Annotated in this window: 22 protein-coding genes; 15 read left to right on the top strand and 7 right to left on the bottom strand. The window is 64.1% G+C overall.

Annotated features, from left to right (window positions below):
• The gene (locus tag AWB76_RS09480; protein WP_061159902.1) at positions 1–1,182 is read left to right on the top strand and encodes an acyl-CoA dehydrogenase family protein; all 1,182 of its coding nucleotides are present in this window, start codon (positions 1–3) and stop codon (positions 1,180–1,182) included.
• A 22-nt stretch (positions 1,183–1,204) separates the two neighbouring features.
• Here AWB76_RS09480 and AWB76_RS09475 read toward each other — a convergent pair whose 3' ends face one another.
• Entirely contained in the window at positions 1,205–1,450 is a 246-nt protein-coding gene (locus AWB76_RS09475) for a DUF4148 domain-containing protein (protein ID WP_061159901.1), read from the bottom strand.
• Between the two features lie 236 nt (positions 1,451–1,686).
• Here AWB76_RS09475 and AWB76_RS09470 point away from each other — a divergent pair, with 236 nt between their 5' ends.
• The 5 genes from AWB76_RS09470 to AWB76_RS09450 all read left to right on the top strand — a co-directional run bounded on the left by AWB76_RS09470 (position 1,687) and on the right by AWB76_RS09450 (position 5,612).
• The gene (locus AWB76_RS09470) at positions 1,687–2,721 is read left to right on the top strand and encodes a M14 family zinc carboxypeptidase (RefSeq protein ID WP_061159900.1); all 1,035 of its coding nucleotides are present in this window, start codon (positions 1,687–1,689) and stop codon (positions 2,719–2,721) included.
• Complete coding sequence (locus AWB76_RS09465; RefSeq protein ID WP_061160158.1) at positions 2,721–3,515, top strand: alpha/beta fold hydrolase; 795 nt, start codon at positions 2,721–2,723, stop codon at positions 3,513–3,515. The genes AWB76_RS09470 and AWB76_RS09465 overlap by 1 nt, the downstream gene beginning before the upstream one ends.
• A gap of 24 nt (positions 3,516–3,539) precedes the next feature.
• Positions 3,540–4,046 carry a cupin domain-containing protein gene (locus AWB76_RS09460; RefSeq protein ID WP_061159899.1) on the top strand — a complete coding sequence of 169 codons (507 nt, stop codon included), beginning with the start codon at positions 3,540–3,542 and terminating at the stop codon, positions 4,044–4,046.
• Positions 4,047–4,341: 295 nt separating this feature from the next.
• Positions 4,342–4,581, top strand: coding sequence for a hypothetical protein (locus AWB76_RS09455; protein WP_061159898.1), 240 nt, complete (start codon positions 4,342–4,344; stop codon positions 4,579–4,581).
• Positions 4,582–4,781: 200 nt separating this feature from the next.
• The gene (locus AWB76_RS09450; RefSeq protein ID WP_082864395.1) at positions 4,782–5,612 is read left to right on the top strand and encodes a GNAT family N-acetyltransferase; all 831 of its coding nucleotides are present in this window, start codon (positions 4,782–4,784) and stop codon (positions 5,610–5,612) included.
• A 19-nt stretch (positions 5,613–5,631) separates the two neighbouring features.
• Here the strand turns inward: AWB76_RS09450 and AWB76_RS09445 are convergent, their stop codons facing one another.
• Positions 5,632–5,826 (bottom strand): DUF1059 domain-containing protein, encoded by a 195-nt coding sequence (locus AWB76_RS09445; protein ID WP_061160157.1) that lies wholly within the window; start codon positions 5,824–5,826, stop codon positions 5,632–5,634.
• Between the two features lie 124 nt (positions 5,827–5,950).
• Between AWB76_RS09445 and nthA the strand changes: the two genes are divergently transcribed.
• Genes nthA through AWB76_RS09420 form a run of 5 tightly spaced genes read left to right on the top strand, consistent with a single transcriptional unit; the run spans position 5,951 to position 9,193 of the window.
• Positions 5,951–6,610 carry a nitrile hydratase subunit alpha gene (gene nthA, locus AWB76_RS09440; RefSeq protein ID WP_061159896.1) on the top strand — a complete coding sequence of 220 codons (660 nt, stop codon included), beginning with the start codon at positions 5,951–5,953 and terminating at the stop codon, positions 6,608–6,610.
• Positions 6,607–7,281: a nitrile hydratase subunit beta gene (gene nthB, locus AWB76_RS09435; RefSeq protein WP_061159895.1), complete on the top strand. Its 675-nt coding sequence runs from the start codon at positions 6,607–6,609 to the stop codon at positions 7,279–7,281. Before nthA ends, nthB begins: the two co-directional genes overlap by 4 nt.
• Before the next feature lies 1 nt (position 7,282).
• Positions 7,283–8,086, top strand: a complete 804-nt coding sequence (locus AWB76_RS09430; protein ID WP_061159894.1) for a nitrile hydratase accessory protein — start codon at positions 7,283–7,285, stop codon at positions 8,084–8,086.
• Positions 8,087–8,108: 22 nt separating this feature from the next.
• Positions 8,109–8,495, top strand: coding sequence for a tautomerase family protein (locus AWB76_RS09425; protein WP_061159893.1), 387 nt, complete (start codon positions 8,109–8,111; stop codon positions 8,493–8,495).
• Complete coding sequence (locus AWB76_RS09420) at positions 8,492–9,193, top strand: 4'-phosphopantetheinyl transferase family protein (RefSeq protein WP_061159892.1); 702 nt, start codon at positions 8,492–8,494, stop codon at positions 9,191–9,193. The genes AWB76_RS09425 and AWB76_RS09420 overlap by 4 nt, the downstream gene beginning before the upstream one ends.
• Before the next feature lie 16 nt (positions 9,194–9,209).
• On the opposite strand, the gene AWB76_RS09415 is transcribed toward AWB76_RS09420, so the two are convergent.
• Entirely contained in the window at positions 9,210–9,716 is a 507-nt protein-coding gene (locus AWB76_RS09415; protein ID WP_061160156.1) for a M48 metallopeptidase family protein, read from the bottom strand.
• Positions 9,717–9,974: 258 nt separating this feature from the next.
• Here AWB76_RS09415 and AWB76_RS09410 point away from each other — a divergent pair, with 258 nt between their 5' ends.
• Together AWB76_RS09410 and AWB76_RS09405 are read left to right on the top strand one after the other, a co-directional pair.
• Positions 9,975–10,487, top strand: coding sequence for a metal-dependent hydrolase (locus AWB76_RS09410; RefSeq protein ID WP_061160155.1), 513 nt, complete (start codon positions 9,975–9,977; stop codon positions 10,485–10,487).
• A gap of 25 nt (positions 10,488–10,512) precedes the next feature.
• Complete coding sequence (locus AWB76_RS09405) at positions 10,513–11,007, top strand: LEA/WHy family protein (RefSeq protein ID WP_061159891.1); 495 nt, start codon at positions 10,513–10,515, stop codon at positions 11,005–11,007.
• Here AWB76_RS09405 and AWB76_RS09400 read toward each other — a convergent pair.
• On the bottom strand, positions 11,004–11,429 hold the full coding sequence (locus AWB76_RS09400) for a cupin domain-containing protein (RefSeq protein WP_061160154.1): 426 nt from the start codon (positions 11,427–11,429) through the stop codon (positions 11,004–11,006). The two genes, AWB76_RS09405 and AWB76_RS09400, sit on opposite strands and share 4 nt — an antisense overlap.
• A 219-nt stretch (positions 11,430–11,648) precedes the next feature.
• Between AWB76_RS09400 and AWB76_RS09395 the strand changes: the two genes are divergently transcribed.
• The gene (locus tag AWB76_RS09395; RefSeq protein ID WP_061159890.1) at positions 11,649–16,514 is read left to right on the top strand and encodes an NAD-glutamate dehydrogenase; all 4,866 of its coding nucleotides are present in this window, start codon (positions 11,649–11,651) and stop codon (positions 16,512–16,514) included.
• 83 nt (positions 16,515–16,597) lie between these two features.
• Here AWB76_RS09395 and AWB76_RS09390 read toward each other — a convergent pair whose 3' ends face one another.
• Positions 16,598–16,855, bottom strand: coding sequence for a hypothetical protein (locus AWB76_RS09390; RefSeq protein ID WP_061159889.1), 258 nt, complete (start codon positions 16,853–16,855; stop codon positions 16,598–16,600).
• Between the two features lie 466 nt (positions 16,856–17,321).
• On the opposite strand from AWB76_RS09390, the gene AWB76_RS09385 reads away from it, so the two are divergent.
• Entirely contained in the window at positions 17,322–18,710 is a 1,389-nt protein-coding gene (locus AWB76_RS09385) for an FAD-binding oxidoreductase (RefSeq protein WP_061159888.1), read from the top strand.
• A gap of 51 nt (positions 18,711–18,761) precedes the next feature.
• Here the strand turns inward: AWB76_RS09385 and AWB76_RS09380 are convergent, their stop codons facing one another.
• Positions 18,762–19,118, bottom strand: coding sequence for a host attachment protein (locus AWB76_RS09380; protein WP_061159887.1), 357 nt, complete (start codon positions 19,116–19,118; stop codon positions 18,762–18,764).
• A gap of 123 nt (positions 19,119–19,241) precedes the next feature.
• The gene (gene scpC / locus AWB76_RS09375) at positions 19,242–20,738 is read right to left on the bottom strand and encodes a succinyl-CoA:acetate CoA-transferase ScpC (RefSeq protein WP_061159886.1); all 1,497 of its coding nucleotides are present in this window, start codon (positions 20,736–20,738) and stop codon (positions 19,242–19,244) included.
• Positions 20,739–20,832: the final 94 nt, after the last annotated feature.

Below are 20,832 nucleotides of genomic sequence, written 5' to 3'. Positions count from 1 at the left end.
ATGGACTTTTCGCTTTCTCCGGAGTTGACCGATCTGCAGGCGCGCGTGCGCGCTTTCATCGCTGAAGAGATCATGCCCTTCGAGCGCGATCCGCGTTGCACGCCGCATGGCCCGAACGAGGCGCTGCGTGCCGAACTGATCGCAAAAGGGCGCGCGGCGAAGCTGTTGTCGAGTCACGTATCGCCCGAGTTCGGCGGGCTGGGCCTGAATCATGTCGCCAAGGCGATTCTGTTCGAAGAGGCGGGCTATTCGCCGCTCGGTCCTGTCGCGCTGAACATTGCCGCGCCCGATGAAGGCAACATGCATCTGCTCGAAGCCGTCGCGACGCCGCAGCAGAAGGAGCGGTGGCTGCGTCCGCTCGCGGCGGGCCAGATCCGCTCGTGCTTCTGCATGACCGAGCCTTCGCCGGGTGCGGGCGCCGATCCCGCGATGCTGCAGACCCTCGCGGTGCAGGACGGCGACGACTACGTGATCGATGGACGCAAATGGTTCATCACGGGCGCCGAGGGCGCTTCGGTCGCGATCATCATGGCGAAGTTCGCCGACGGCCCCGCGACGATGTTCCTCGCCGACATGTCGAGCCCCGGCATCGTCATCGAGCGCGCGATGGATTCGCTCGACACGTGTTTCCCCGGCGGTCACGGCGTCGTGCGCTTCGAAGGCTTGCGCGTGCCGAAGGAAAACGTGCTGGGCGAACCGGGCGAAGGCTTTCGCTATGCGCAGGTGCGGCTATCGCCCGCGCGCCTCACGCACTGCATGCGCTGGCTCGGCGCCGCGCGGCGCGCACACGATGTCGCCACGGCATACGCGCGAGAACGTCAGGCGTTCGGCCGTGCGCTCGGCGAGCACGAAGGCGTCGGCTTCATGCTCGCGGACAACGAAATGGATCTGCACGTGACGCGCCTCGCCATCTGGCACTGCGCGTGGGTGCTCGATCAGGGCGTCCTCGGCAAGCACGAGTCGAGCGTCGCGAAAGTGGTGTCGTCGGAGGCGCTGTGGCGCGTCGTCGACCGAAGCGTGCAGGTGCTGGGCGGGCAGGGCGTCACGCACGAAACCGTCGTCGCGCGGATTTTCGCGGACATGCGCGCGTTCCGCATCTACGACGGTCCGTCGGAAGTGCATCGCTGGAGCATCGCGCGGCGCATTCTGCGCGGGCCGAAGCCGCGCGCCGAATCGGCCTGACGGATGCGTGCAGTCAGTCAGCTCATTGCACGGTGGTGTCGCCCCGAGCCTGCCGCTGCGCGATGATGCGGCTCGCGCGCATCGCGTTTTCGGGGTAGTTCAGCCAGTCGTTCGGATCGTAGCCGACCGAGCGCCACAGCAGAAATTCCTGGCGAACCTGGGCGCGGGTTTTGGGCGCGTTGGGATCGCCCGGCTGCGGTTGCGCGAGCGCGGACGCGGCGCAACAGAGAGTCAATGCGCCGATGATAATGCGGGGAATGGATGTCATGACGAATACCTCATACCGCGTAGCACGGTCAATTCATTCTAGGTGACAGAACGAAAACGCGCAGAAGACGTTTGCGCGTTTGCCGCATATCGCGTTCCACATGTGTTGCGTGGCGTGATATTCGATATGTCGTGTACTGATCATCCGCCCTATACTCGATTTTTCGGGCGGGGAGATTCGGCGCAGCGCAGAACCGTAGCCTGAGCCAACGAATACACGACAAACAGGCCGCAGTCATGAGCACGTCGGGCGTTGCCGTCACGAGCAGTTTTCCGGAGATGGACGAACTAAACGCGATTCGCATCGCGGGCGGTGCGCGCTTCGCGTGGCGCACCATCGGCGAAGTGCGCGCGCGCGAGCACTCGTTTCCGATCCTGACCGCATCGATCGGTTCGGACGATCCGCACGCGCCCGCCATCGGGTTTTTCGGCGGCGTGCACGGACTTGAATGCATCGGCACGCAACTCGTTCTGGAATACATGCGCGCGCTGTTGCGCCGTCTCGAATGGGACGACACGCTGCATCATCAATTGCGCGCGATCCGCCTCATCTTCATGCCGATCGTCAATCCCGGCGGCATGTTCGCGCGCACCCGGGCGAATCCGAACGGCGTCGATCTGATGCGCAACGCGCCGCAAAGCGCCGAAGGCCGCGTGCCGTTTCTCGCAGGCGGGCAGCGTATCGGGCCGTGGCTGCCGTGGTATCGCGGACCCGTGGATGGCCGCATGGAAGTGGAAAGCGCGGCGCTGCTGTCGGTCGTCGAGGAACAGTTGATGTCGCGCCCGTTGAGCTTCGCGCTCGACTGTCATTCGGGCTTCGGCTGGGACGACAGCATCTGGTTTCCGTACGCGCGCACCGAGCGGCAAATGGCGCATCTGCCGGAAATGTTTCTGCTGAAGACAATGTTCGAGGAATCGTATCCGCATCACGGTTACGCGTTCGAGCCGCAAAGCCATCAATATCTGCTGCACGGCGATCTGTGGGATTTCGCATACGACCGCTCGCGCGCACCGAACATCTTTCTGCCGATGACGCTCGAACTCGGTTCCTGGCGCTGGATTCGAAAGAATCCGATGCAACTGTTCTCGCGCCTCGGCATCTTCAATCCGATCAAGGCGCATCGCACGCGCCGCGTGTTGCGGCGTCACCCGAACTTTTTCGATTTCCTCACGCGCGCCGCGTTTTCGTCGCGCCGCTGGTTGCCGAGCGGCGAGTTCCGCGAGGACGTTTTGCGACGCGCGCGCGAGCACTGGCAGCGCACGGGCGTGTGATGAGCCAATGGATTCTTCTGCGCGGCCTCACGCGTGAAGCGCGTCACTGGGGCGCGTTCGATGAAGCACTTGCCGCGCATGGGCTCGTCGGCGAGGGCGAGCGTGTGACGTGCATCGATCTGCCGGGCAATGGCGTCGAGCAGACGCATGCGGCGCCGCTTTCCGTCATCGCGATGATGGACTTCGTGCGCGCGCGCGCCGTCGCGCTGAACGTGCGCATGCCGTGCCGCGTGCTCGCGATGTCGCTCGGCGCGATGGTCGCCACCGCGTGGGCCGAGCGTCATCCCGATGACATCGAGCGGCTCGTGCTGATCAATACCAGCATGCGCCCGTTCGCGCGCATGCCCGAACGTTTGCGTCCCGCGGCATGGCCGGCGCTCGCTCGCGTCGCGACGACATGGACGCAGCCCGAACGATGCGAAGCGCTGATTCATGGCCTCACATGCAATCGCATCGACACGCGCGACGCGGATATCGCGCAGTGGGCACGGCTGCGGCGCACGCATGGCGCAAGCGCGGCCAACGCGCTGCGGCAACTCGCGGCGGCGGCGCGTTTTCGCGCGGGCCGCGATGCGCCGCGCTGTCCTGTGCTGCTGGTATCGTCGGCGGCGGATCGGCTCGTCGATCCGGTGTGTTCCGAGCGCATCGCGAAACAATGGGGCGCGTCGCATGCGGTGCATCCGTGGGCAGGCCACGACCTGCCGCACGACGATCCGCGCTGGACGTGCGAAGCCATCGCAACGTGGCTCGGCGAATATGAACGCACGCGTGACATTCGCGTGACCAACGCATGACATTCATCGATCTTCGAGGCCAACATGAAACCGCCCATCGTCAATCTCGATTCGCTCGATCCGCAACCGTTGCCGCCCGAATTCGCGCCAACGGGCGCCGCCGCCGAACGCTTTGCGCCACGCATCGCGCGTATCGGCGGGAAGCTCGGCGCGAAGAAACTCGGCTATAGCCTCATCGTGCTCGAACCGGGCAAACGGGCGTTTCCGTTTCATCATCATCGCGTGAACGAGGAGATGTTCTTCGTCATCGAAGGCGAGGGCGAGGTGCGTATCGGCCGCGAGACGCATGCGATTCGCGCGGGCGATGTCATCGCGTGTCCGCCGGGCGATGCCGATACGGCGCATCAGATCGCCAATACCGGCACGCAGCCGCTGCGCTATCTCGCGATCAGCACGATGCAATCGCCGGAAGTCGTCGAATATCCCGATACGGGCCGCCAGGCCGTGCTCGTCGTCGATGAACCCGGCGTGAAGGGCCTGCGCGCCGTGTTTCGCGCGAGCGATTCGCTCGGCTACTGGGACGGCGAATAGCGCGGGCCCGGCGATGGCGAATGCCCGTCGTTGCCGTGCATTTCGCTGCCGTTGCACACAGCAGCCACGACTTTCGTGTCGATCGCGGCCCGACGTGTGCCGTACGGGCCACGCCTAGGGGAAATCTCGTGTTGCAACGCAGCATCCCATTGCGTATGCTGTTTCTGGCGGGCGGCAAGGGCCGCCTCTTCATGCATCGAGAGCATCGACAGGAATAATCAAACGCCGGCAAGCACAGAGCGTTTCATCGGGCGGTCCGGTAAGCATTACGGGTTTGCTTGAGGGAGCCGCATTTATGGAACTGAATACATCGTCGCAACCGACGCTGCACGTCTTTCTTCAGGAAGGCGGGTGGCACTGGGGCATTACCGTCGAACGGGCGGCGGGAGGCGGAATGAAGGTCGTCGCATATAGCGACGAGGGCTTCGATTCCGAAGAAGAAGCGCGCGAGGACGGCGAGCATGTCCTGCGCTCGGAAGACTGGCGCTCGCGCCAGAGCTTCAGCCGCAGCGAGCGGCGCCAGGGATACTCCTGACCGGCGCGGCGCACGTTCGCCCCGATATCGTTCCGCCGTTCTCGTATCCCACGTTGCACCCACGCCTCACCGCATCTTTCCCCTGCACCAGAAACGCGCGACACTGAACGCATCCGCATTCAGACCAGGCGCGCCCCATGCCGTCCGTTCCCTGTCCGCCTCACGCATCACCCGACGATCCTCGATTCGAGATACGCCGCATGACGCCGCGCGATGCCGACGTCGCGCTCGACTGGGCCGCGACCGAAGGGTGGAATCCCGGCCTCGACGATGCCCGCTCGTTCTACGCCGCCGATCCGCACGGATTCTTCGTCGGCACGTGGGAAGGCGCGCTCATCGGCTGCATGTCCGCGGTCGCGTATGGCGATGCGTTCGGTTTCATCGGCCTGTATATCGTGCGGCCGGAATGGCGCGGCAAGGGGTTCGGCCTGCGCGTGTGGAACGAAGGCATGGCGTATCTGGGCGCGCGCAATATCGGGCTCGACGGCGTGCTCGCGCAGCAGCCCAACTATCGGAAATCCGGCTTCGCGCTCGCGTATCGCAATGTGCGGTATGAGGGCGTTGCGTCGGCGGATGAAGATCACGTCGATGGCGTCACGATCACCGATGCGCTCAACATTCCCTTCGATCGCCTGCTCAGCTACGACACGCGCATCTTCACTTGCGAGCGCGCCGCGTTCCTGCGCGCGTGGTTGTCGCAGCCGCAAGCGCACGCGCGCGCCGTCGCCGCAATCGATGGCGATGCGGTCAGCGGCCTCGCCGTGATCCGGCGTTGCGGCACGGGCCACAAGATCGGTCCGCTCTTCGCCGACGACCTGAGCACGGCGCGCGCGCTGTATCGTGCGCTCGTGTCCGCCCTGCCGGGCGAGACGATCTTTCTGGATGTGCCCGAAATCAATCCCGCCGCGGTCGCGCTCGCCGTCGAGCACGACATGCTGAGCGTCTTCGAAACCGCGCGCATGTACACGCAGGCGGCCCCGGACGTGCCGCTTGCGCATGTGTTCGGCGTGACGACGTTCGAGCTCGGCTGACTAAGCCCGGACGATTCGCTCAGGCCGGCGGCGTGCCTTCGTGGAAGAACGTCTTCAGTTGCGAGCGCAACTCCGGCGAATCCGTGTGCTGATGGACGGCGACGGCGTGCTGCACGGCCGCTTCCATCAGTTCATCCTCGGTATCGGCGGACAGAGCGACGCTGCACTTCACATCGCTCGGGCACTCGCGGCAATCGATGTACTTGCGTGTCATGGCATCCTCCTCGCATGAGACGCTGATCCCAGTATAGGCGGCGCGCCGTGCGACCGTGGCGACGTTTGCACGCGTCCGCGCACTCCGGTAACGTGTGACGTCTGCGCCACTCGCGAGCCCGTTCATGAGCCACGATCATCCGCATCATCACGATCACGACGAAGACCACGATCACGCCGGCAGCGCATTGCCGGAAATGGATCTGCGCGTGCGCGCGCTCGAATCGCTGCTGGTCGAGAAAGGCTATATCGATCCGCAAGCGCTCGATATCTTCGTCGAAATGTACGAGCACAAGGTCGGGCCGCGCAACGGCGCGCGCGTCGTCGCGAAAGCGTGGCGCGATCCGGCCTTCCGCCAATGGCTTTTCGACGACGCCACCGCCGCGATCGCGTCGCTCGGTTTCACCGGACGGCAAGGCGAGCACATGGTCGCGCTCGAGAACACGGAGGACGTACATAACATGGTCGTCTGCACGTTGTGCTCGTGCTATCCGTGGTCGGTGCTCGGGCTGCCGCCGGTCTGGTACAAGTCGGCGCCGTATCGCTCGCGCGCAGTGATCGATCCGCGCGGCGTGCTGAAGGACTTCGGCGTCGAATTGCCGGAAACGGTCGACTTGCGCGTATGGGATTCGACTGCCGAAGTGCGCTATCTCGTCGTGCCGATGCGTCCCGCCGGCACGGATGATCTCGACGAAGACGCGCTCGCCGGGCTCGTCACGCGCGATTCGATGATCGGCACGGGCCTCGCGCTCGCGCCATCGCAGGCAACGGGAGCATCGGCATGAACGCGGCGCACGACATGGGCGGCATGCAGGCGTTCGGGCCCGTCGAAATCGATGCCTGCGACGCGCCGGGCGCATCGCCTTTTCACGCGGAATGGGAGCGGCGCGTGCTGGCCGTCACGCTCGCGATGGGCGCGACGGGCCAATGGAACATCGACACATCGCGCGCGGCGCGCGAAAGCCTGCCGCCCGCGCAGTATCTCGGCAGCAGCTACTACGAAATCTGGTTCGAAGGCTTGAAGAAGCTGCTGATGGCGAAAGGGCTCGCGAGCGCCGGAGAAATCGCGAGCGGCCGTGCCGAGTCCGCGCCGAAGCCGAACGTGCGCGTGCTCAAGGCGGCCGATGTGAGCGCGGCGCTTCTGCGCGGTGCGCCGGTCGACCGGCCCGCGACGTCGGCGGCGCGCTTTGCGGTCGGCGACGAAGTGCGCACGAAGCTGATGAATCCGCCGACGCACACGCGTCTGCCGCGCTATTGCCGGGGCAAGGCGGGGCGCATCGTCGCGGTGCGCGGCACGCATGTCTTTCCCGATGAAAACGCGCTCGGCCACGGCGAGCATCCGCAGTGGCTCTACACCGTGCGGTTCGACGCGAAGGATCTGTGGGGCGCGGACACCACCGCGTCGTCGGTGTGCGTGGATTGCTGGGAGCCTTATATCGATGCCGCAAGCGCGTGACATGACATCGAACGACGATAAACCGGCGTTGCACGCATTGCGCGAAGCCTTGCCCGAATTGCCTTTCGGCGACGACGGCCCGGTATTTCGCGCGCCTTGGGAAGCGCAGGCGTTCGCGATGACGCTCGCGTTGCACGAGCGCGGCGTGTTCACGTGGAAGGAGTGGGCGCACGCATTGAGCGTCGCGATCAAGGACGCGCAGGCAGCGGGCGATCCCGATCACGGCGATACCTACTACGCGCACTGGCTGAACGCGCTGGAGCGTCTCACGGCCGAGAAAGGTTGCGTGAGCGAGGCGACGCTCGCGCGGCGGCGCATCGAATGGGACGAGGCCGCGCGCGGCACGCCGCACGGCCAGCCGATCGTCCTGAAACGCACGCACGAATTGCCTGCCGCGACGCTCGATGCGTATCATGCGGCGATTTATCGTATCGAAGCGCAGCCGCCCATCGACATGAAAATCGGGGCCGCGAATGCGGCGGTTGAGTCGTTGCTGGCGGAGCAAGGCGTCGAAAGCGCGGTGTTCGTCACGGCGTTCAACCCGTTCGGGCGCGTGCTTACGCCCGCGGAGAACGCAGCACGCCAGCGCGCGCTGACCGGGCGCGTCGCAGAGATGGGACTGCGCGCGCTGCCGGGCGCGGGCATCGATCCGATGAACGTCTGGATAGCCGAGGCGAGCCTCTTCGTGCCCGGCGCGACCCGCGAGACGGCCGATACGCTGATGACGTCGTTCGAGCAAAACGCCGTCATCTATGTCGATGGTTCGGGCCTGCCGCAGCTGCTGCTGCATCCGGACTATCGCTGACATCATCCACCAGGAGAAGCTCATGCCGCTCGTTCGCATCGATCTGCTTAAAGGGAAAGACAACGCGTATCGCACGACCATCGGCGATGTCGTGTACGACGCGATGCGCACCACGCTCGACGTGCCCGAGAACGATCGCTTCCAGATCGTCGCGGAGCATGGCGCGACGGATTTCATCGTCGACCGCACGTATCTCGGCATCCACCGCACGGACGATTGCGTCGTGATTCAGGTGACGCTCAACGAAGGCCGTGACGTCGCGAAGAAAAGCGCGTTCTACAAGGCCGTCGCCGATGGCCTGTATGAAAGGCTCAAGCTGCGGCGCGAAGACGTTTTCATCAGTCTCGTCGAAGTGAAGAAGGAGAACTGGTCCTTCGGCAACGGCGAGGCGCAGTACGCACCCAAATGACCGTAACGACGATTCCGTTCGACCTTCGGCCGATGCCGCTTCCCGCCCACGCACCGGACGACGTGCGCGTGTGGCTGCTTCATATCGATTTTTCGGAGCCGCTCGACAGCGCCGCCTACGCCACGATGAACGCCGATGAACGCGCCCGCGCCGCGCGCTTCTTGCGTCACGCGGATGCATCCCGGTTCGGCGCGGTGCGTTGCGCGTTGCGGCATCTGCTCGCCGTCGAGACGGGCGACGATCCCGCGAACCTCGTGTTCGATGCCGGCGACCGTGGCCGGCCGTTTCTCGCGCACGCGGACGCGCCGGATTTCAACGTGTCGCACTCGGGCGAGTACGGCCTGATCGCGATATCGCGGGGGAGACGCGTGGGCGTGGATATCGAGGAAGCGCGTGCGACGTTTCAGTGGCGCGATCTGGCGCCCGCGGTGCTCGCGGACATCGATCGCCAAGAGATCGAAGCGATGTCCGAAGAAACCGTCCGAAGTCACGCCTTCTTCGACTGCTGGACCGCGAAGGAAGCGTTGCTGAAGGCGCATGGCGACGGCATCGGCGGCACGGAGATTCCGATGCACGGCTTTTCCGTGCTGCCGCGCGACGACGTCCGCTATACGGTCACACGCAACGCAGGCGCATTCGAGGCCGTTCCGCTTGCCGCGCCGAAGGAATACGCCGCCGCGCTCGCGTGGTCATATTGATGCAGTGCAACGGCGCTCACGCCGCCTTCGTGCGCAGCAGGTCGCGATGCGTGAGATAGAGCCGCAGGTCGAATTCGATCTGATGGTAGCCCGGCTGCATCAGCTCACACAGCCGGTAAAACGCCTTGTTGTGGTCGCTTTCCTTCAGATGCGCAAGCTCGTGCACGACGATCATCCGAAGAAACTCGGGCGCGGTGTCCCTGAAGAGCGACGCGATGCGGATTTCCTTCTTCGCCTTGAGCTTCGCGCCTTGCACGCGGGAAATCGCGGTATGCAACCCGAGTGCGTGACGTAGCACATCGAGCTTGCTGTCGTAGAAAACCTTGTCGATCGCGGGCGCGACGCGCAGGAATTCCTGCTTCAGATCAGAGCAATATTCATAGAGCGCGCGGTCGGACTGGACGGCGTGCTTGCTCGGATAGCGCGCGTCGAGATAAGCGCCCAGTTGTTGCTGGGCGATCAGTCGGCGCACCTTGTCCTGCAGCACGTTTGGATAAGCGCTCAGGTATTTCAGGTGTTGCATGACGGCCGGATTCAATAGATTCATTCGATGCGTGCAGCGCAAGCGGGCGTGGGGCGCGTCGGTGAGCGTCCGCAGCGTGTGTTGCGCAGCAATCCAGAAATCATTTTAGACAACGCCGCGCCGCCTCGCCGACGCCGCGCGCATAAGCGTGTTTCGGGCAGCGCAATTGCGTAAGTTTATGTTTCAGACCGGTTCCGACCCCGAGCGCCGTGCGAACATGCGCGCTTTCCGGACATGGGCAAGAAGGCAGGTTTTTTCATGGCATCGAGCAAGGCTCATCATGCGACGGGATGGGCGGCAGGCATCATCGCGGCGGCGATCGTGACGCATCCGGTCACCGCAGGCGCGAACATGCTCGCCGGCGTCCTTGCGCTGCTCGCGGGTGTCGTCGGCGCGACCGCGCCCGACTGGCTCGAGGTCGCATGGTGGACGCGCGCGCGCAAGCTGTGGATCACGCATCGGACGCTCACGCATTGGGGCGTCGGCTGGGCGGCGCTGCTCGCGCTTTCGTATCATTTTCTCGGGCGGCATCCGGCAGCGCCCATCGCGTTCGGTTTCGCGTGCGGCGGGCTCATGCATCTGTTCGCGGACTGGCCCAATCCGCTCGGCGTGCCGTGGATCGTCGCGCGCCACTCGCTCAATCTGTGGCGAAGCGGGCGTTGCGATCTGATCATCGTCGCGGCTTCGTGGGCTGCGGCGCTTTTCGTCATCGACGATGTCTGGTTTCATCATGCCTATGGCCGCATGCTGCTGAATGCGCTGCGCATCTGACGGCATCACGAGGAGTCACGTTCTCATGCAATCGAATTACACGCGTCATCGCTTCGTTTTCTTCTTCGCCGCTTTCCTCGCGATGCTCGCGCTCGGCGGCTGCGCGGGTTTCTTCAATCGCGACGCGATGCGCGTGAGCGTCGCGGGCATCGAGCCGCTCGAAGGACAGGGGCTCGAAATGCGTTTCGCCGTGAAGCTGCGCGTGCAGAATCCGAACGACGCGCCGCTCGACTTCGACGGCGTCGCGCTCGATCTCGACCTGAACGGCCGCGCATTCGCGAGCGGCGTGAGCGATCAGCGCGGCACGGTGCCGCGCTACGGCGAGACGGTGCTGTCCGTGCCGGTGACGGTCTCGGCGTTCTCGGTCGCGCGCCAGGCGTTCGGCTTCGCCAGCGGCGACACCGTCAGCAAGGTCTCGTACACGGTGCGCGGCAAACTCGCGGGCGGCGCATTCGGCGGCGCGCGTTTCACCGACAGCGGCTACGTCGATCTTCCCGGCATGGGCGCATCCGGCTACTAGGACGCGGCCCCATCCCGCGGATCGTAGGGCACGACGCGATCCGCCTCGTTGGCGTCGTTACGGGCGATCACGGCGCGCGCCGGCTCCGTCGCACTCAGATTGACCGGCTGATGCGGCACGCCGGGCGGAATGAACACGAAGTCGCCCGGCTCGTTGATGACCGATTCCGCCAGCCCCGGCCCATAGCGCGTCTCGATGCGTCCTTCGAGTATGTAGATGCCCGTCTCGTAGCCGACATGCACATGCGGCTCGCCGTGCCCGCCCGGCGGCACGACGACGAGATGCATCGCGAGGCCGCGCGTGCCCGCCGTCGCGGCCGACAATCCGATGAAATACGGCAGATGCTGCACCGTCGCGAGTTTCTCCTTCGGCCGCACGGTGACGACCGTCTGTTGCGCTGACTCTTCAGTGAAGTCCTGCATGGCGATTCCTCCGTCGGCCGTTGCGCCGATATCGACGATAGCCGAAAGCCGATGTCGCGCAAAGGTCACGCGATGCGTCTAACGTAACGTGCGCACGCACCGTCTTTGTGCACCCGCACATGCCCGAGCCACGAGCATAGGCCCGGGGCGGCGCATAATCTCCTTGATTCGAAGAGCGTGCCGCAACCGCACCGCAACCGAAAGCCTCGGGAGGACACCATGCTGGTCAAGAACGAAGCGCGGGTCGAACACCTCATCAACGATCTCCTCGAGTTTGCGCGAGGACGATTGCCGGAAGCCAGTTTCAAGGTCATCGAGCCGCTTCTTCGCTATTACTACGAGCAGGTCGATGTCGAAGATATCGCGAGCCGCGACGTCGCCGATCTCTACGGCGCCGCGATGGCGCACTGGCAGACGGCGCAGAAGTTCGTGCCCGGGCGCGAGGTGCTGCGCGTCTACAACCCGAATCTCGAACAGCATGGCTGGCACTCGGATCACACGGTCGTCGAGATCGTCAACGACGACATGCCGTTTCTCGTCGATTCGGTGACGATGGAGCTCAATCGTCTGGGGCTTGCGCTGCACTCGGCGATTCATCCGGTGTTTCGCGTCTGGCGCACGGGCAAGGGGGCGCATGGCGGCGAGATCGAGCGCATCGGGCAGGGTCATGCCGAAGCGGGCGACGGCAACTCCGAGCTCGAATCGTTCATCCATTTCGAAGTGAATCGCTGCGGCGACGGCGAGCGTCTCGACGAAGTGCGCGACAACATCGCGCGTGTGCTTGGCGATGTGCGCGCGGCGGTCGAGGACTGGCCGAAGGTGACCGAGTCGGCGCGCGTTGCGATCGGCGATCTGAAAACACGCGACACGACGCCCGACGGCATCGAGTCCCGCGCGTTCCTCGAATGGATGGTCGCGGATCATTTCACCTTTCTCGGCTGCCGCGATTACGAGCTGGTCGAGCACGAAGGCGGCTTCGCGTTGCGCGGCGTGCCGGGTTCCGGTCTCGGCATTCTGCGCGAAACCTTGCGCGCGCCCTCTGCCGGCGACGTGACGCCGCTGCCGCCGGGCGCAGCCGCGATCATCGAAGGCGCGGCGCCGATCTTTCTGACGAAGGCGAATTCGCGCGCGACGGTGCATCGGCCGGGCTATCTCGACTATGTCGGCGTGAAGCGCACGTCGCCCGATGGCAAGGTGATCGGCGAGCGGCGCTTTCTCGGCCTGTACACGTCGACGGCGTATCTCGTGCCGACCTCCGAGATTCCGATCGTGCGGCGCAAGTGCGCGAACATCGTGCGGCGCGCGGGCTTTCTCGAGAAAGGACATCTGGCGAAATCGCTCATCACGGTGCTGGAGCAGTATCCGCGCGACGAGCTGTTTCAGGCCGATGAAGACGTGCTCTTCGATATCGCCATCGGCGTGCTGCGTCTGCAGGAACATCAGCGCACGCGCCTTTTCGTGCGGCGCGACCGCTTCGACCGCTTCGTGTCGTGCCTCGTCTTTGTGCCGCGCGACAAGTTCAACACCGACCTGCGCCGCCGCATCAGCAAGGTGTTGATGGAGGCGTACAACGGCAAGAGCATCGAGTTCACGCCGCTCTTGTCCGAGTCGCCGCTCGCGCGGATTCATATCGTCGTGCGTGCGGACAGAGGCACGATGCCGGAAGTCGACCCGCGCGAACTCGAAGCGCGCATCGTGCAGGTCGCGCGCCGCTGGCAGGACGATCTCGCCGATGCGCTCATCGACAGTCACGGCGAGGAAGCCGGCAACCGCCTCTTGCAGCGTTATGCCGATTCGTTTCCCGCCGGTTATCGCGAGGACTATCCGGCGCGCACGGCGGTGCGCGACATCGAGCTGATCGAGGCGACGCATACGCGCCCGGGCGGTTTGTCGATGAGCCTGTACCGGCCGATCGAAGCGTCACGCCGTGCGTTCCGTTTCAAGGTGTATCGCGTGGGCGATCCGATCGCGCTGTCGCACAGCCTGCCGATGCTCGAACATCTCGGCGTGCGCGTGGATGAAGAGCGTCCGTATCTGATCGAGCCGACCGGTGCGCCGAACGCATGGATTCACGATTTCGGCCTCGAATTGCAGGACGATGTCGAGTTCGATATCGACCGCGTGAAGCCGCTCTTCGAGAATGCGTTCGCGAGCGTGTGGTCGGGCGAGATCGAGAACGACGACTACAACCGTCTCGTGCTGCGCGCGGAATTCGGCGCGCGCGACGTGACCATCATGCGCGCCTACGCGAAATACCTGCGGCAAGTCGGCTCGACGTTCAGCGATGCGTATATCGAGCGCGCGCTGATCGGCAATCCGGTGATCGCGAAGAAGCTGCTGCAGCTCTTCATGGTGCGCTTCGATCCGGCGCGTGGCGGCACGGCGGAAGAGCGTGAAAAGGCCGCGGAACGCGTGCTCGCCGATATCGAAGCGGCGCTCGACAAAGTGCCCAATCTCGACGAAGACCGCATCCTGCGCCAGTTTCTCGGCGTCATCACGGCGACGGTCCGCACGAATCATTTTCATCGCGACGCGCAAGGGCAGCCGCGCCCGTATGTGTCGTTCAAGCTTGATCCATCGAAAGTGCCGGGCCTGCCCGAGCCTAAGCCGATGTTCGAAATCTGGGTCTATGCGCCGCGTGTCGAAGGTGTGCATTTGCGCGGCGGGCGCGTCGCGCGCGGCGGGCTGCGCTGGTCGGACCGGCGCGAGGATTTCCGCACCGAAGTGCTCGGCCTGATGAAAGCGCAGATGGTGAAGAACACGGTGATCGTGCCGGTGGGATCGAAGGGCGGCTTCGTCGTGAAGAATCCGCCGCCGGTATCGGATCGTGAAGCATTCCTGAATGAAGGCGTCGCGTGCTATCAGATGTTCCTGCGCGGCCTGCTCGATGTGACCGACAACCGCACGCCCGATGGCATCGTGCCGCCGCCGGATGTCGTGCGCCACGATCCCGACGATCCGTATCTCGTCGTCGCCGCCGACAAAGGCACGGCCACGTTCTCCGATTACGCGAACGCGATCGCGCACGAATACGGCTTCTGGCTCGACGATGCCTTCGCGTCCGGCGGCTCGGTCGGCTACGACCACAAGAAAATGGGTATCACCGCGCGCGGCGCGTGGGAATCGGTGAAGCGCCATTTCCGCGAGATGAACTTCGATACGCAGACGACGGACTTCACCGTGGTCGGCGTCGGCGACATGTCGGGCGACGTGTTCGGCAACGGCATGCTGCTGTCGCGTCATATCAGGCTGATCGCGGCGTTCGATCATCGGCATGTGTTTCTCGATCCGACGCCCGATGCGGCGACGAGCTTCGAAGAACGCGCGCGTCTTTTCGCGCTGCCGCGTTCCAGTTGGGCCGACTACGATCCCGCGCTGATCTCGACGGGCGGCGGCGTCTATCCGCGCACGGCGAAGTCGATTCCGATTTCGCCGCAAGTGCAGGCGGCGCTCGGCATCGGCGTATCGGTGCTCGCGCCGAACGAACTCATTCGCGCGATCCTGCTCGCCGAAGCCGATCTGCTTTATAACGGCGGCGTCGGCACGTATGTGAAGTCGAGCACGGAGACGCATCAGCAAGTCGGCGATCGCACCAATGACGCCGTGCGCGTGAACGGCGCGGAGTTGCGCGTGAAGGTGGTCGCGGAGGGCGGCAATCTCGGGCTGACGCAACTGGGTCGCATCGAGTTCGCGCAGAAGGGCGGGCGCATCAACACGGATGCGATCGATAACTCCGCGGGCGTCGATTGCTCGGATCACGAGGTCAACATCAAGATTCTGCTCGGCCTCGTCGTCGCCGATGGCGAGATGACCGAGAAGCAACGCAACGCGCTGCTCGCCGAGATGACCGATGAAGTCGGGCTGCTCGTGCTGAAGGACAACTACGCGCAGACGCAGGCACTGTCGATTGCGAAGCGCCATGAAGCCGAAACGCTCGACGCCGAAGCGCGCATGATGCGATTCTTGGAACGCGCGGGGCGTCTGAAGCGCCGCATCGAGTTCCTGCCGAACGATGACGACATCACCGAGCGCGCGGCGTCGAAGTCCGGGCTCACATCGCCTGAACGTGCGGTGTTGCTCGCGTACGGCAAGATGTGGCTCTACGACGAGCTGCTCGAATCGGACGTGCCCGAGGACGCGCTCGTCGCCGACATGCTGCCCGAATACTTCCCGAAGCCTTTGCAGCAACGCTATAGCGAGACGATGCAGCGCCATCCGCTGAAGCGCGAAATCCTCGCGACGCATCTGACGAATGCGCTCGTGAATCGCGTGGGCTGCACGTTCGTGCATCGGCTGATGGAAGAGACGGATGCGCGCCCGAGCGACATCGTGCGCGCGGCGCTGATGTCGCGCGATGTCTTCGATCTCGACGATCTGTGGCGCAGCATCGATCGTCTCGACAATATCGTCGCCGATGAAGTGCAGGCGCGCATGTTCGTCGATGTCGTGCGTCTGCTCGACGATACGTCGCTCTGGTTCCTGCGTCATCTGAAGCACAACGGTACCGGCACGCACGAGGCGAAGGGCGTGCTCGCGCGTTGCCGCGAGGCCGCGCAACGTCTCGCGCCGCAACTGCCGGCGCTTCTGCCCGCGACGCAACTCGACGCGTGGTACGCGCGCCGGCGCGATCTGGAGGATGCGGGCGTCGAGAGCAGTCTCGCGGCGCGCGTGGCGAGCGGCGAGATCGCGACCGCCGTGCTCGACAGCGCGGAAGTGGCGGCGTGCTCCGGGCGCAGTCTGGAGCTTGTGGCAAGCGTGTACTTCGGTATCGGCACGTTGCTCGACTATCGCGGGATTGCCGAACGCGCGATGGCGCTGCCGATCACGACGCACTGGGACCTGCTCGCGCGCGCGGCGGCACTGGAGGAACTTGCGCGACTGAAGCGTGCGCTGACGGTGAGTGCGCTCGAACAATCGCGCGGCATCGATGCGCCGGATGTGATCGTCGAAAGCTGGCGGGCTAAGCGGCAGGACGCGCTGGATCGCTATACGCGACTGCTGGCGGAATTGCGGGCGAGCGGCGGGGCGAGTCTGTCGATGCTGCTCGTGGTCGTGAGAGAGATGGCGGTGCTGGAGCGGGCGTAGACGCCTTTCGTTTCGTCTCGTCTCTTCGTACGCCGATACCGTGTGCCGCGCCTGGCGGCATGCGGTATCGGCAGCCAGCCGGATTAGTTGCCGTACGGCCGGTTCTTGTCGATATCGCCACGATATTGGTCGTAATCGGCCCGGCTGTTATCGCGCGCATGTTGTTCGGGGCGGTTGAACGTGTCGCGGCGCTCGCCGCGTTCGCCGTGCTCGAAGCGCTCCTTGTGCTGATAGCCGTGCTCGTAGTTCTTGCGATGCTCGTGCTTGTCATGATGCGGCTTGGCGAAAGCACCGGTCGTCAGGCATGCAATGACCGCAGCGGCGAAAATCTTCTTGTTCATGTAATGCTCCGTGGATGAATGAGCGGACAAACGATCCGTTCAGCCGCTAGAACGCCGCTGCGCCATCGACGTTGACCACTGAAACTTCGTTGTAAGCACATTCAACACTTCTTCGCAAATTTTATAAGAGCATGCAGGACGATAAGGAGTACATGTTTAATGATCAGCGGCCAATTTAAGCACTCAATTCGCTAATCATCCGCATCGGCAACTTTGTCCGATACATGCTAGATCGCATGCAGGATTTCACTGGTCGGGCACTTTACATCGCGTAATTCAAGGCATTAAATCAACAAGCGGGCCGATGCGCCCGCGTGTCGAAAATCATCCCCGTTCTCGTGATCTCTCCGATGCGCATCCGGTCGACATGCCACGCACGATCCGATGGCGGGTTCCTTGCGCTTTCGCGTACCAACTGGCAGGGTCGGAAACGTCGCAGCGCGCCATATAGCAGCGAGGTCTCACAATGAGCAACATCTCAGGCGAAGCGATCGACACCCTCAAGGCGTCGGTGAGAGGCAGGATCATCTCACCGTCGGATACCGACTACGACGAAGCACGCAAGGTCTGGAACGCGACCATCGACAGGCGGCCCGCGCTCATCGTTCGTTGCGCCGGCGCGGCGGATGTGATCGCCGCGCTCGCGTTCGCGCGCGAACACGGCGTGCTCGTCTCGATTCGCGGCGGGTCGCACAATATCGCGGGCAGCGCGGTCAGCGACAACGCCTTGATGATCGATCTCTCCGCGCTGAAGTCCGTGCGCATCGATCCGCAGGCGAAGCGCGCGTATGTCGAGCCGGGCGCGTTGCTCTCCGACTTCGATCACGAAGCGCAGGCGTTCGGTCTCGCGACGCCGCTCGGCATCAACTCGACGACGGGCGTCGCCGGTCTCACGCTCGGCGGCGGCTTCGGCTGGATCAGCCGCAAGTTCGGCGTGACGGTCGACAATCTCGTCGCGGCGGAAATCGTCACCGCCGACGGCACCTGGCGCCGCGTAAGCGCCGAGAGCGAGCCGGACCTCTTCTGGGCATTGCGCGGCGGCGGCGGCAACTTCGGCGTCGTGACGCTGTTCGAATATCAGTTGCACGACGTCGGTCCGCAGATCTATGGCGGTCTCGTCGTTTATCCGCTCGAACAGGCGGATGCAGTGCTGCCGAAGTATCGCGAGTTCGTCGCGCAGTGTCCGGACGAGCTGACGGTATGGGCCGTGCTGCGTCTCGCGCCGCCGCTGCCGTTCCTACCCGAAGACGCGCACGGCAAGCCGGTCGTCGTGCTGGCGAGTTGTTATGTCGGGCCGGTCGAGAACGGCGAAAGGGCGCTTGCGCCGGTGCGCAGCTTCGGCACGCCTTACGGCGAACATCTCGGCGCGATGCCGTTCGCCGCATGGCAGAAGGCATTCGATCCGCTGCTCACGCCCGGCGAGCGCAACTACTGGAAGTCGCATAACTTCGCGAGTCTCAACGACGAAACATTCGGCATCCTGACGAATGCAGTGAAGTCGCTTCCGTCGACGCAGTGCGAGGTCTTCATCGGCGCGATGGGCGGGCAGACGAACCGCGTGCCTGTCGACGCGACCGCCTACGCGAATCGTGATTCGATCTACACGATCAATATTCACGGCCGATGGAGCGACGCCGCCGACGACGAGAAGTGCACGAAGTGGGCACGCGACATGTTCGCCGCGATGACGCCGCATGCCATCGGCAGCGTTTATGTGAACTTCATGACGGGGGAAGAAGGTGATCGCGTGAAGGCGGCGTATGGTCCGAATTACGAGCGGCTCGCCGAAGCGAAGCGGCGTTACGATCCGGACAATCTCTTCCGCAGCAATCAGAACATCACGCCCGCAGCGTGATAAGCGGCGCGCCGTGTTTCGCGATGAAACACGGCGCGCTTCATGCGATGTTCACGGCCGGTCGAGACGCCGGCCGATATCACGCGTGTTCATGTTCGACACGTCGCTGTCGGCTTCCTCGTAGACGAGCTTGCACGTCTCGCTGCTCAGATGCGCACGCAACAGGCCGAGAAACTTGGGCTCGACCGCGAGCCGCAGGCGGTCGAATCGCTGATGCATGCGGCTTCGTTCGAGATAGTCGGCCACCGTTCGCGCGAACTTCTCACGATCCTTCTCTGCCGTTTCCGCTGCGCGCGGTGCGGGATTCCTGAGGTCCTCGACCTGCCGCAAATCCAGCTTCAATCCTTGCGTCTCGAAGATCCGGGCACGGCTGCCGTCGGCGGCGAGAACCCAGGTGATGGCGGTCATGGTGCTCCTCCTGTGCGCCAGCCCAAAGAGGCTCCCGCCATTGTGCGCTCAAACTTCGCGTAATGGCTTCGTTCGCGCGCGCCATTCGTTTTCGCGGCGCAGCATGACGCGCGCGATCATGCATCAGGGCAGCATCGAACCGTTGGCGGCAAAGCGCGTGTGGAACGAAAACGCCTGATCCAGACGATGCGGCGTGTGGCCGCCCAGCGCTGCTGCATCGCGGTAATACTCGCGCAAAAGATCGCGATACAGCGGGTGCGCGCAGTGCTGGATCACGCTCATCGCGCGTTCGCGTGGCGCGAGACCGGTGAGGTTGGCGAGCCCGCGCTCGGTCACGATGATATCGACATCGTGTTCGTTGTGATCGCAATGGGGCACCATCGGCACGATGCTGGAGATGCGGCCGTCCTTCGCGACTGATTTCGTCGCGAACACGGAATAGGCCGCATTGCGCGCGAAATCGCCCGAACCGCCGATGCCGTTCATCATGTGCGTGCCGCCGACATGCGTCGAATTCACGTTGCCGTAGATGTCGGCTTCGAGCGCCGTGTTGATCGCGATGAGTCCGAGGCGGCGAATCACTTCGGGATGATTGCTCACTTCCTGCGGCCGCAATACGAGCCGGTCACGATAACGTTCGATATCGTTGAATACTTTCTCCTGCCGCTGCGCCGACAACGTGATCGATGCCCCCGATGCGAATGTCGCCTTGCCGGTATCGAGCAGATCGAAGGTGGAGTCTTGCAGCACTTCGGAATAGATCGTGAGTGCTTCGAACGGCGATGCGGCGAATCCCGACAGCACCGCATTCGCGATCGTGCCGATGCCCGCCTGCAACGGCGGCAATTGTTTCGGCAAGCGCCCGCGCGAAACTTCATGCTGGAAGAATTCGATCAGATGACCGGCGATCAGCGCGGTGTCGTCGTCGGCGGGCAAGACGGTGGACGAGCTGTCCGGCGTGTCGGTAATGACGATTGCGGCGATCTTCTCGAGCGGAATCTCGATCGCCGCCGCGCCGATCCTGTCATGCGGACGCACGATCGGCAGCGGCTCGCGTGCGGGGCGGCGCTCGGGAATCCAGATGTCGTGCAGGCCTTCGAGCGCGGCCGGCTGCGCCAGATTGATTTCGACGATCACGCGTTCGGCAAGTATCGCGAAGCTCGCCGAATTGCCGACCGATGTCGTCGGGACGATGCCGCCCGTCTCGGTGATCGCGGCGGCCTCGATGATCGCGAGATCGAGCTTGCCGAGGCGATTCGCGCGCAACAGCTCGACCGTCTCCGACAAATGCTGATCGACGAACATCACATCGCCGCGATTGATCGCGCGGCGCAGCGTCGTATCGACCTGAAACGGCAGCCGTCGCGCGATTGCGCCGGCTTCGGTCAGGATGCGGTCGGTGTCATGTCCGAGCGATGCGCCCGTCATGAGCGTGATGCGCAACGGTTCGTTTTCCTCACGGGCGCGGCGCGCGATTTCGAGCGGCACGGCTTTCGCGTCGCCAGCACGCGTGAAGCCGCTCGCGCCGACGATCATGCCATCGCGAACGAGTTGAGCCGCTTCAGCGGCCGAGGTGATCTTTCCGCGCAGCGCGGCACAGCGAATACGGTCTTCGTACATCGACGTCTATCTTCAAGAGCTTCGTTAAAACGAAGGCGATTATAGGTAGCGCGGTTTGCAGTCGAAATCGCAACGTTGAAAGACATTGTTCCAA

The sequence above is a fragment of the Caballeronia temeraria genome (assembly GCF_001544795.2).
GTDB classification, from domain to species: domain Bacteria; phylum Pseudomonadota; class Gammaproteobacteria; order Burkholderiales; family Burkholderiaceae; genus Caballeronia; species Caballeronia temeraria.
The sequence above is the reverse complement of the archived record's forward strand: the minus strand, read 5'-3'. Positions and strand labels throughout refer to the sequence as shown.

What these genes read in the sequence shown, in the direction of transcription:
- AWB76_RS09405 (WP_061159891.1), top strand. Translation starts at nt 10,513, where the DNA reads ATGCAATCGAATTACACGCGTCATCGCTTCGTTTTCTTCTTCGCCGCT.
- AWB76_RS09420 (WP_061159892.1), top strand. Translation starts at nt 8,492, where the DNA reads ATGACCGTAACGACGATTCCGTTCGACCTTCGGCCGATGCCGCTTCCC.
- AWB76_RS09415 (WP_061160156.1), bottom strand. Translation starts at nt 9,716, where the DNA reads ATGCAACACCTGAAATACCTGAGCGCTTATCCAAACGTGCTGCAGGAC.
- AWB76_RS09460 (WP_061159899.1), top strand. Translation starts at nt 3,540, where the DNA reads ATGAAACCGCCCATCGTCAATCTCGATTCGCTCGATCCGCAACCGTTG.
- AWB76_RS09395 (WP_061159890.1), top strand. Translation starts at nt 11,649, where the DNA reads ATGCTGGTCAAGAACGAAGCGCGGGTCGAACACCTCATCAACGATCTC.
- AWB76_RS09425 (WP_061159893.1), top strand. Translation starts at nt 8,109, where the DNA reads ATGCCGCTCGTTCGCATCGATCTGCTTAAAGGGAAAGACAACGCGTAT.
- nthB (WP_061159895.1), top strand. Translation starts at nt 6,607, where the DNA reads ATGAACGCGGCGCACGACATGGGCGGCATGCAGGCGTTCGGGCCCGTC.
- AWB76_RS09465 (WP_061160158.1), top strand. Translation starts at nt 2,721, where the DNA reads ATGAGCCAATGGATTCTTCTGCGCGGCCTCACGCGTGAAGCGCGTCAC.
- AWB76_RS09430 (WP_061159894.1), top strand. Translation starts at nt 7,283, where the DNA reads ATGACATCGAACGACGATAAACCGGCGTTGCACGCATTGCGCGAAGCC.
- AWB76_RS09410 (WP_061160155.1), top strand. Translation starts at nt 9,975, where the DNA reads ATGGCATCGAGCAAGGCTCATCATGCGACGGGATGGGCGGCAGGCATC.
- AWB76_RS09470 (WP_061159900.1), top strand. Translation starts at nt 1,687, where the DNA reads ATGAGCACGTCGGGCGTTGCCGTCACGAGCAGTTTTCCGGAGATGGAC.
- AWB76_RS09380 (WP_061159887.1), bottom strand. Translation starts at nt 19,118, where the DNA reads ATGACCGCCATCACCTGGGTTCTCGCCGCCGACGGCAGCCGTGCCCGG.
- AWB76_RS09480 (WP_061159902.1), top strand. Translation starts at nt 1, where the DNA reads ATGGACTTTTCGCTTTCTCCGGAGTTGACCGATCTGCAGGCGCGCGTG.
- AWB76_RS09400 (WP_061160154.1), bottom strand. Translation starts at nt 11,429, where the DNA reads ATGCAGGACTTCACTGAAGAGTCAGCGCAACAGACGGTCGTCACCGTG.
- AWB76_RS09385 (WP_061159888.1), top strand. Translation starts at nt 17,322, where the DNA reads ATGAGCAACATCTCAGGCGAAGCGATCGACACCCTCAAGGCGTCGGTG.
- nthA (WP_061159896.1), top strand. Translation starts at nt 5,951, where the DNA reads ATGAGCCACGATCATCCGCATCATCACGATCACGACGAAGACCACGAT.
- AWB76_RS09475 (WP_061159901.1), bottom strand. Translation starts at nt 1,450, where the DNA reads ATGACATCCATTCCCCGCATTATCATCGGCGCATTGACTCTCTGTTGC.
- AWB76_RS09445 (WP_061160157.1), bottom strand. Translation starts at nt 5,826, where the DNA reads ATGACACGCAAGTACATCGATTGCCGCGAGTGCCCGAGCGATGTGAAG.
- AWB76_RS09390 (WP_061159889.1), bottom strand. Translation starts at nt 16,855, where the DNA reads ATGAACAAGAAGATTTTCGCCGCTGCGGTCATTGCATGCCTGACGACC.
- scpC (WP_061159886.1), bottom strand. Translation starts at nt 20,738, where the DNA reads ATGTACGAAGACCGTATTCGCTGTGCCGCGCTGCGCGGAAAGATCACC.
- AWB76_RS09450 (WP_082864395.1), top strand. Translation starts at nt 4,782, where the DNA reads ATGACGCCGCGCGATGCCGACGTCGCGCTCGACTGGGCCGCGACCGAA.
- AWB76_RS09455 (WP_061159898.1), top strand. Translation starts at nt 4,342, where the DNA reads ATGGAACTGAATACATCGTCGCAACCGACGCTGCACGTCTTTCTTCAG.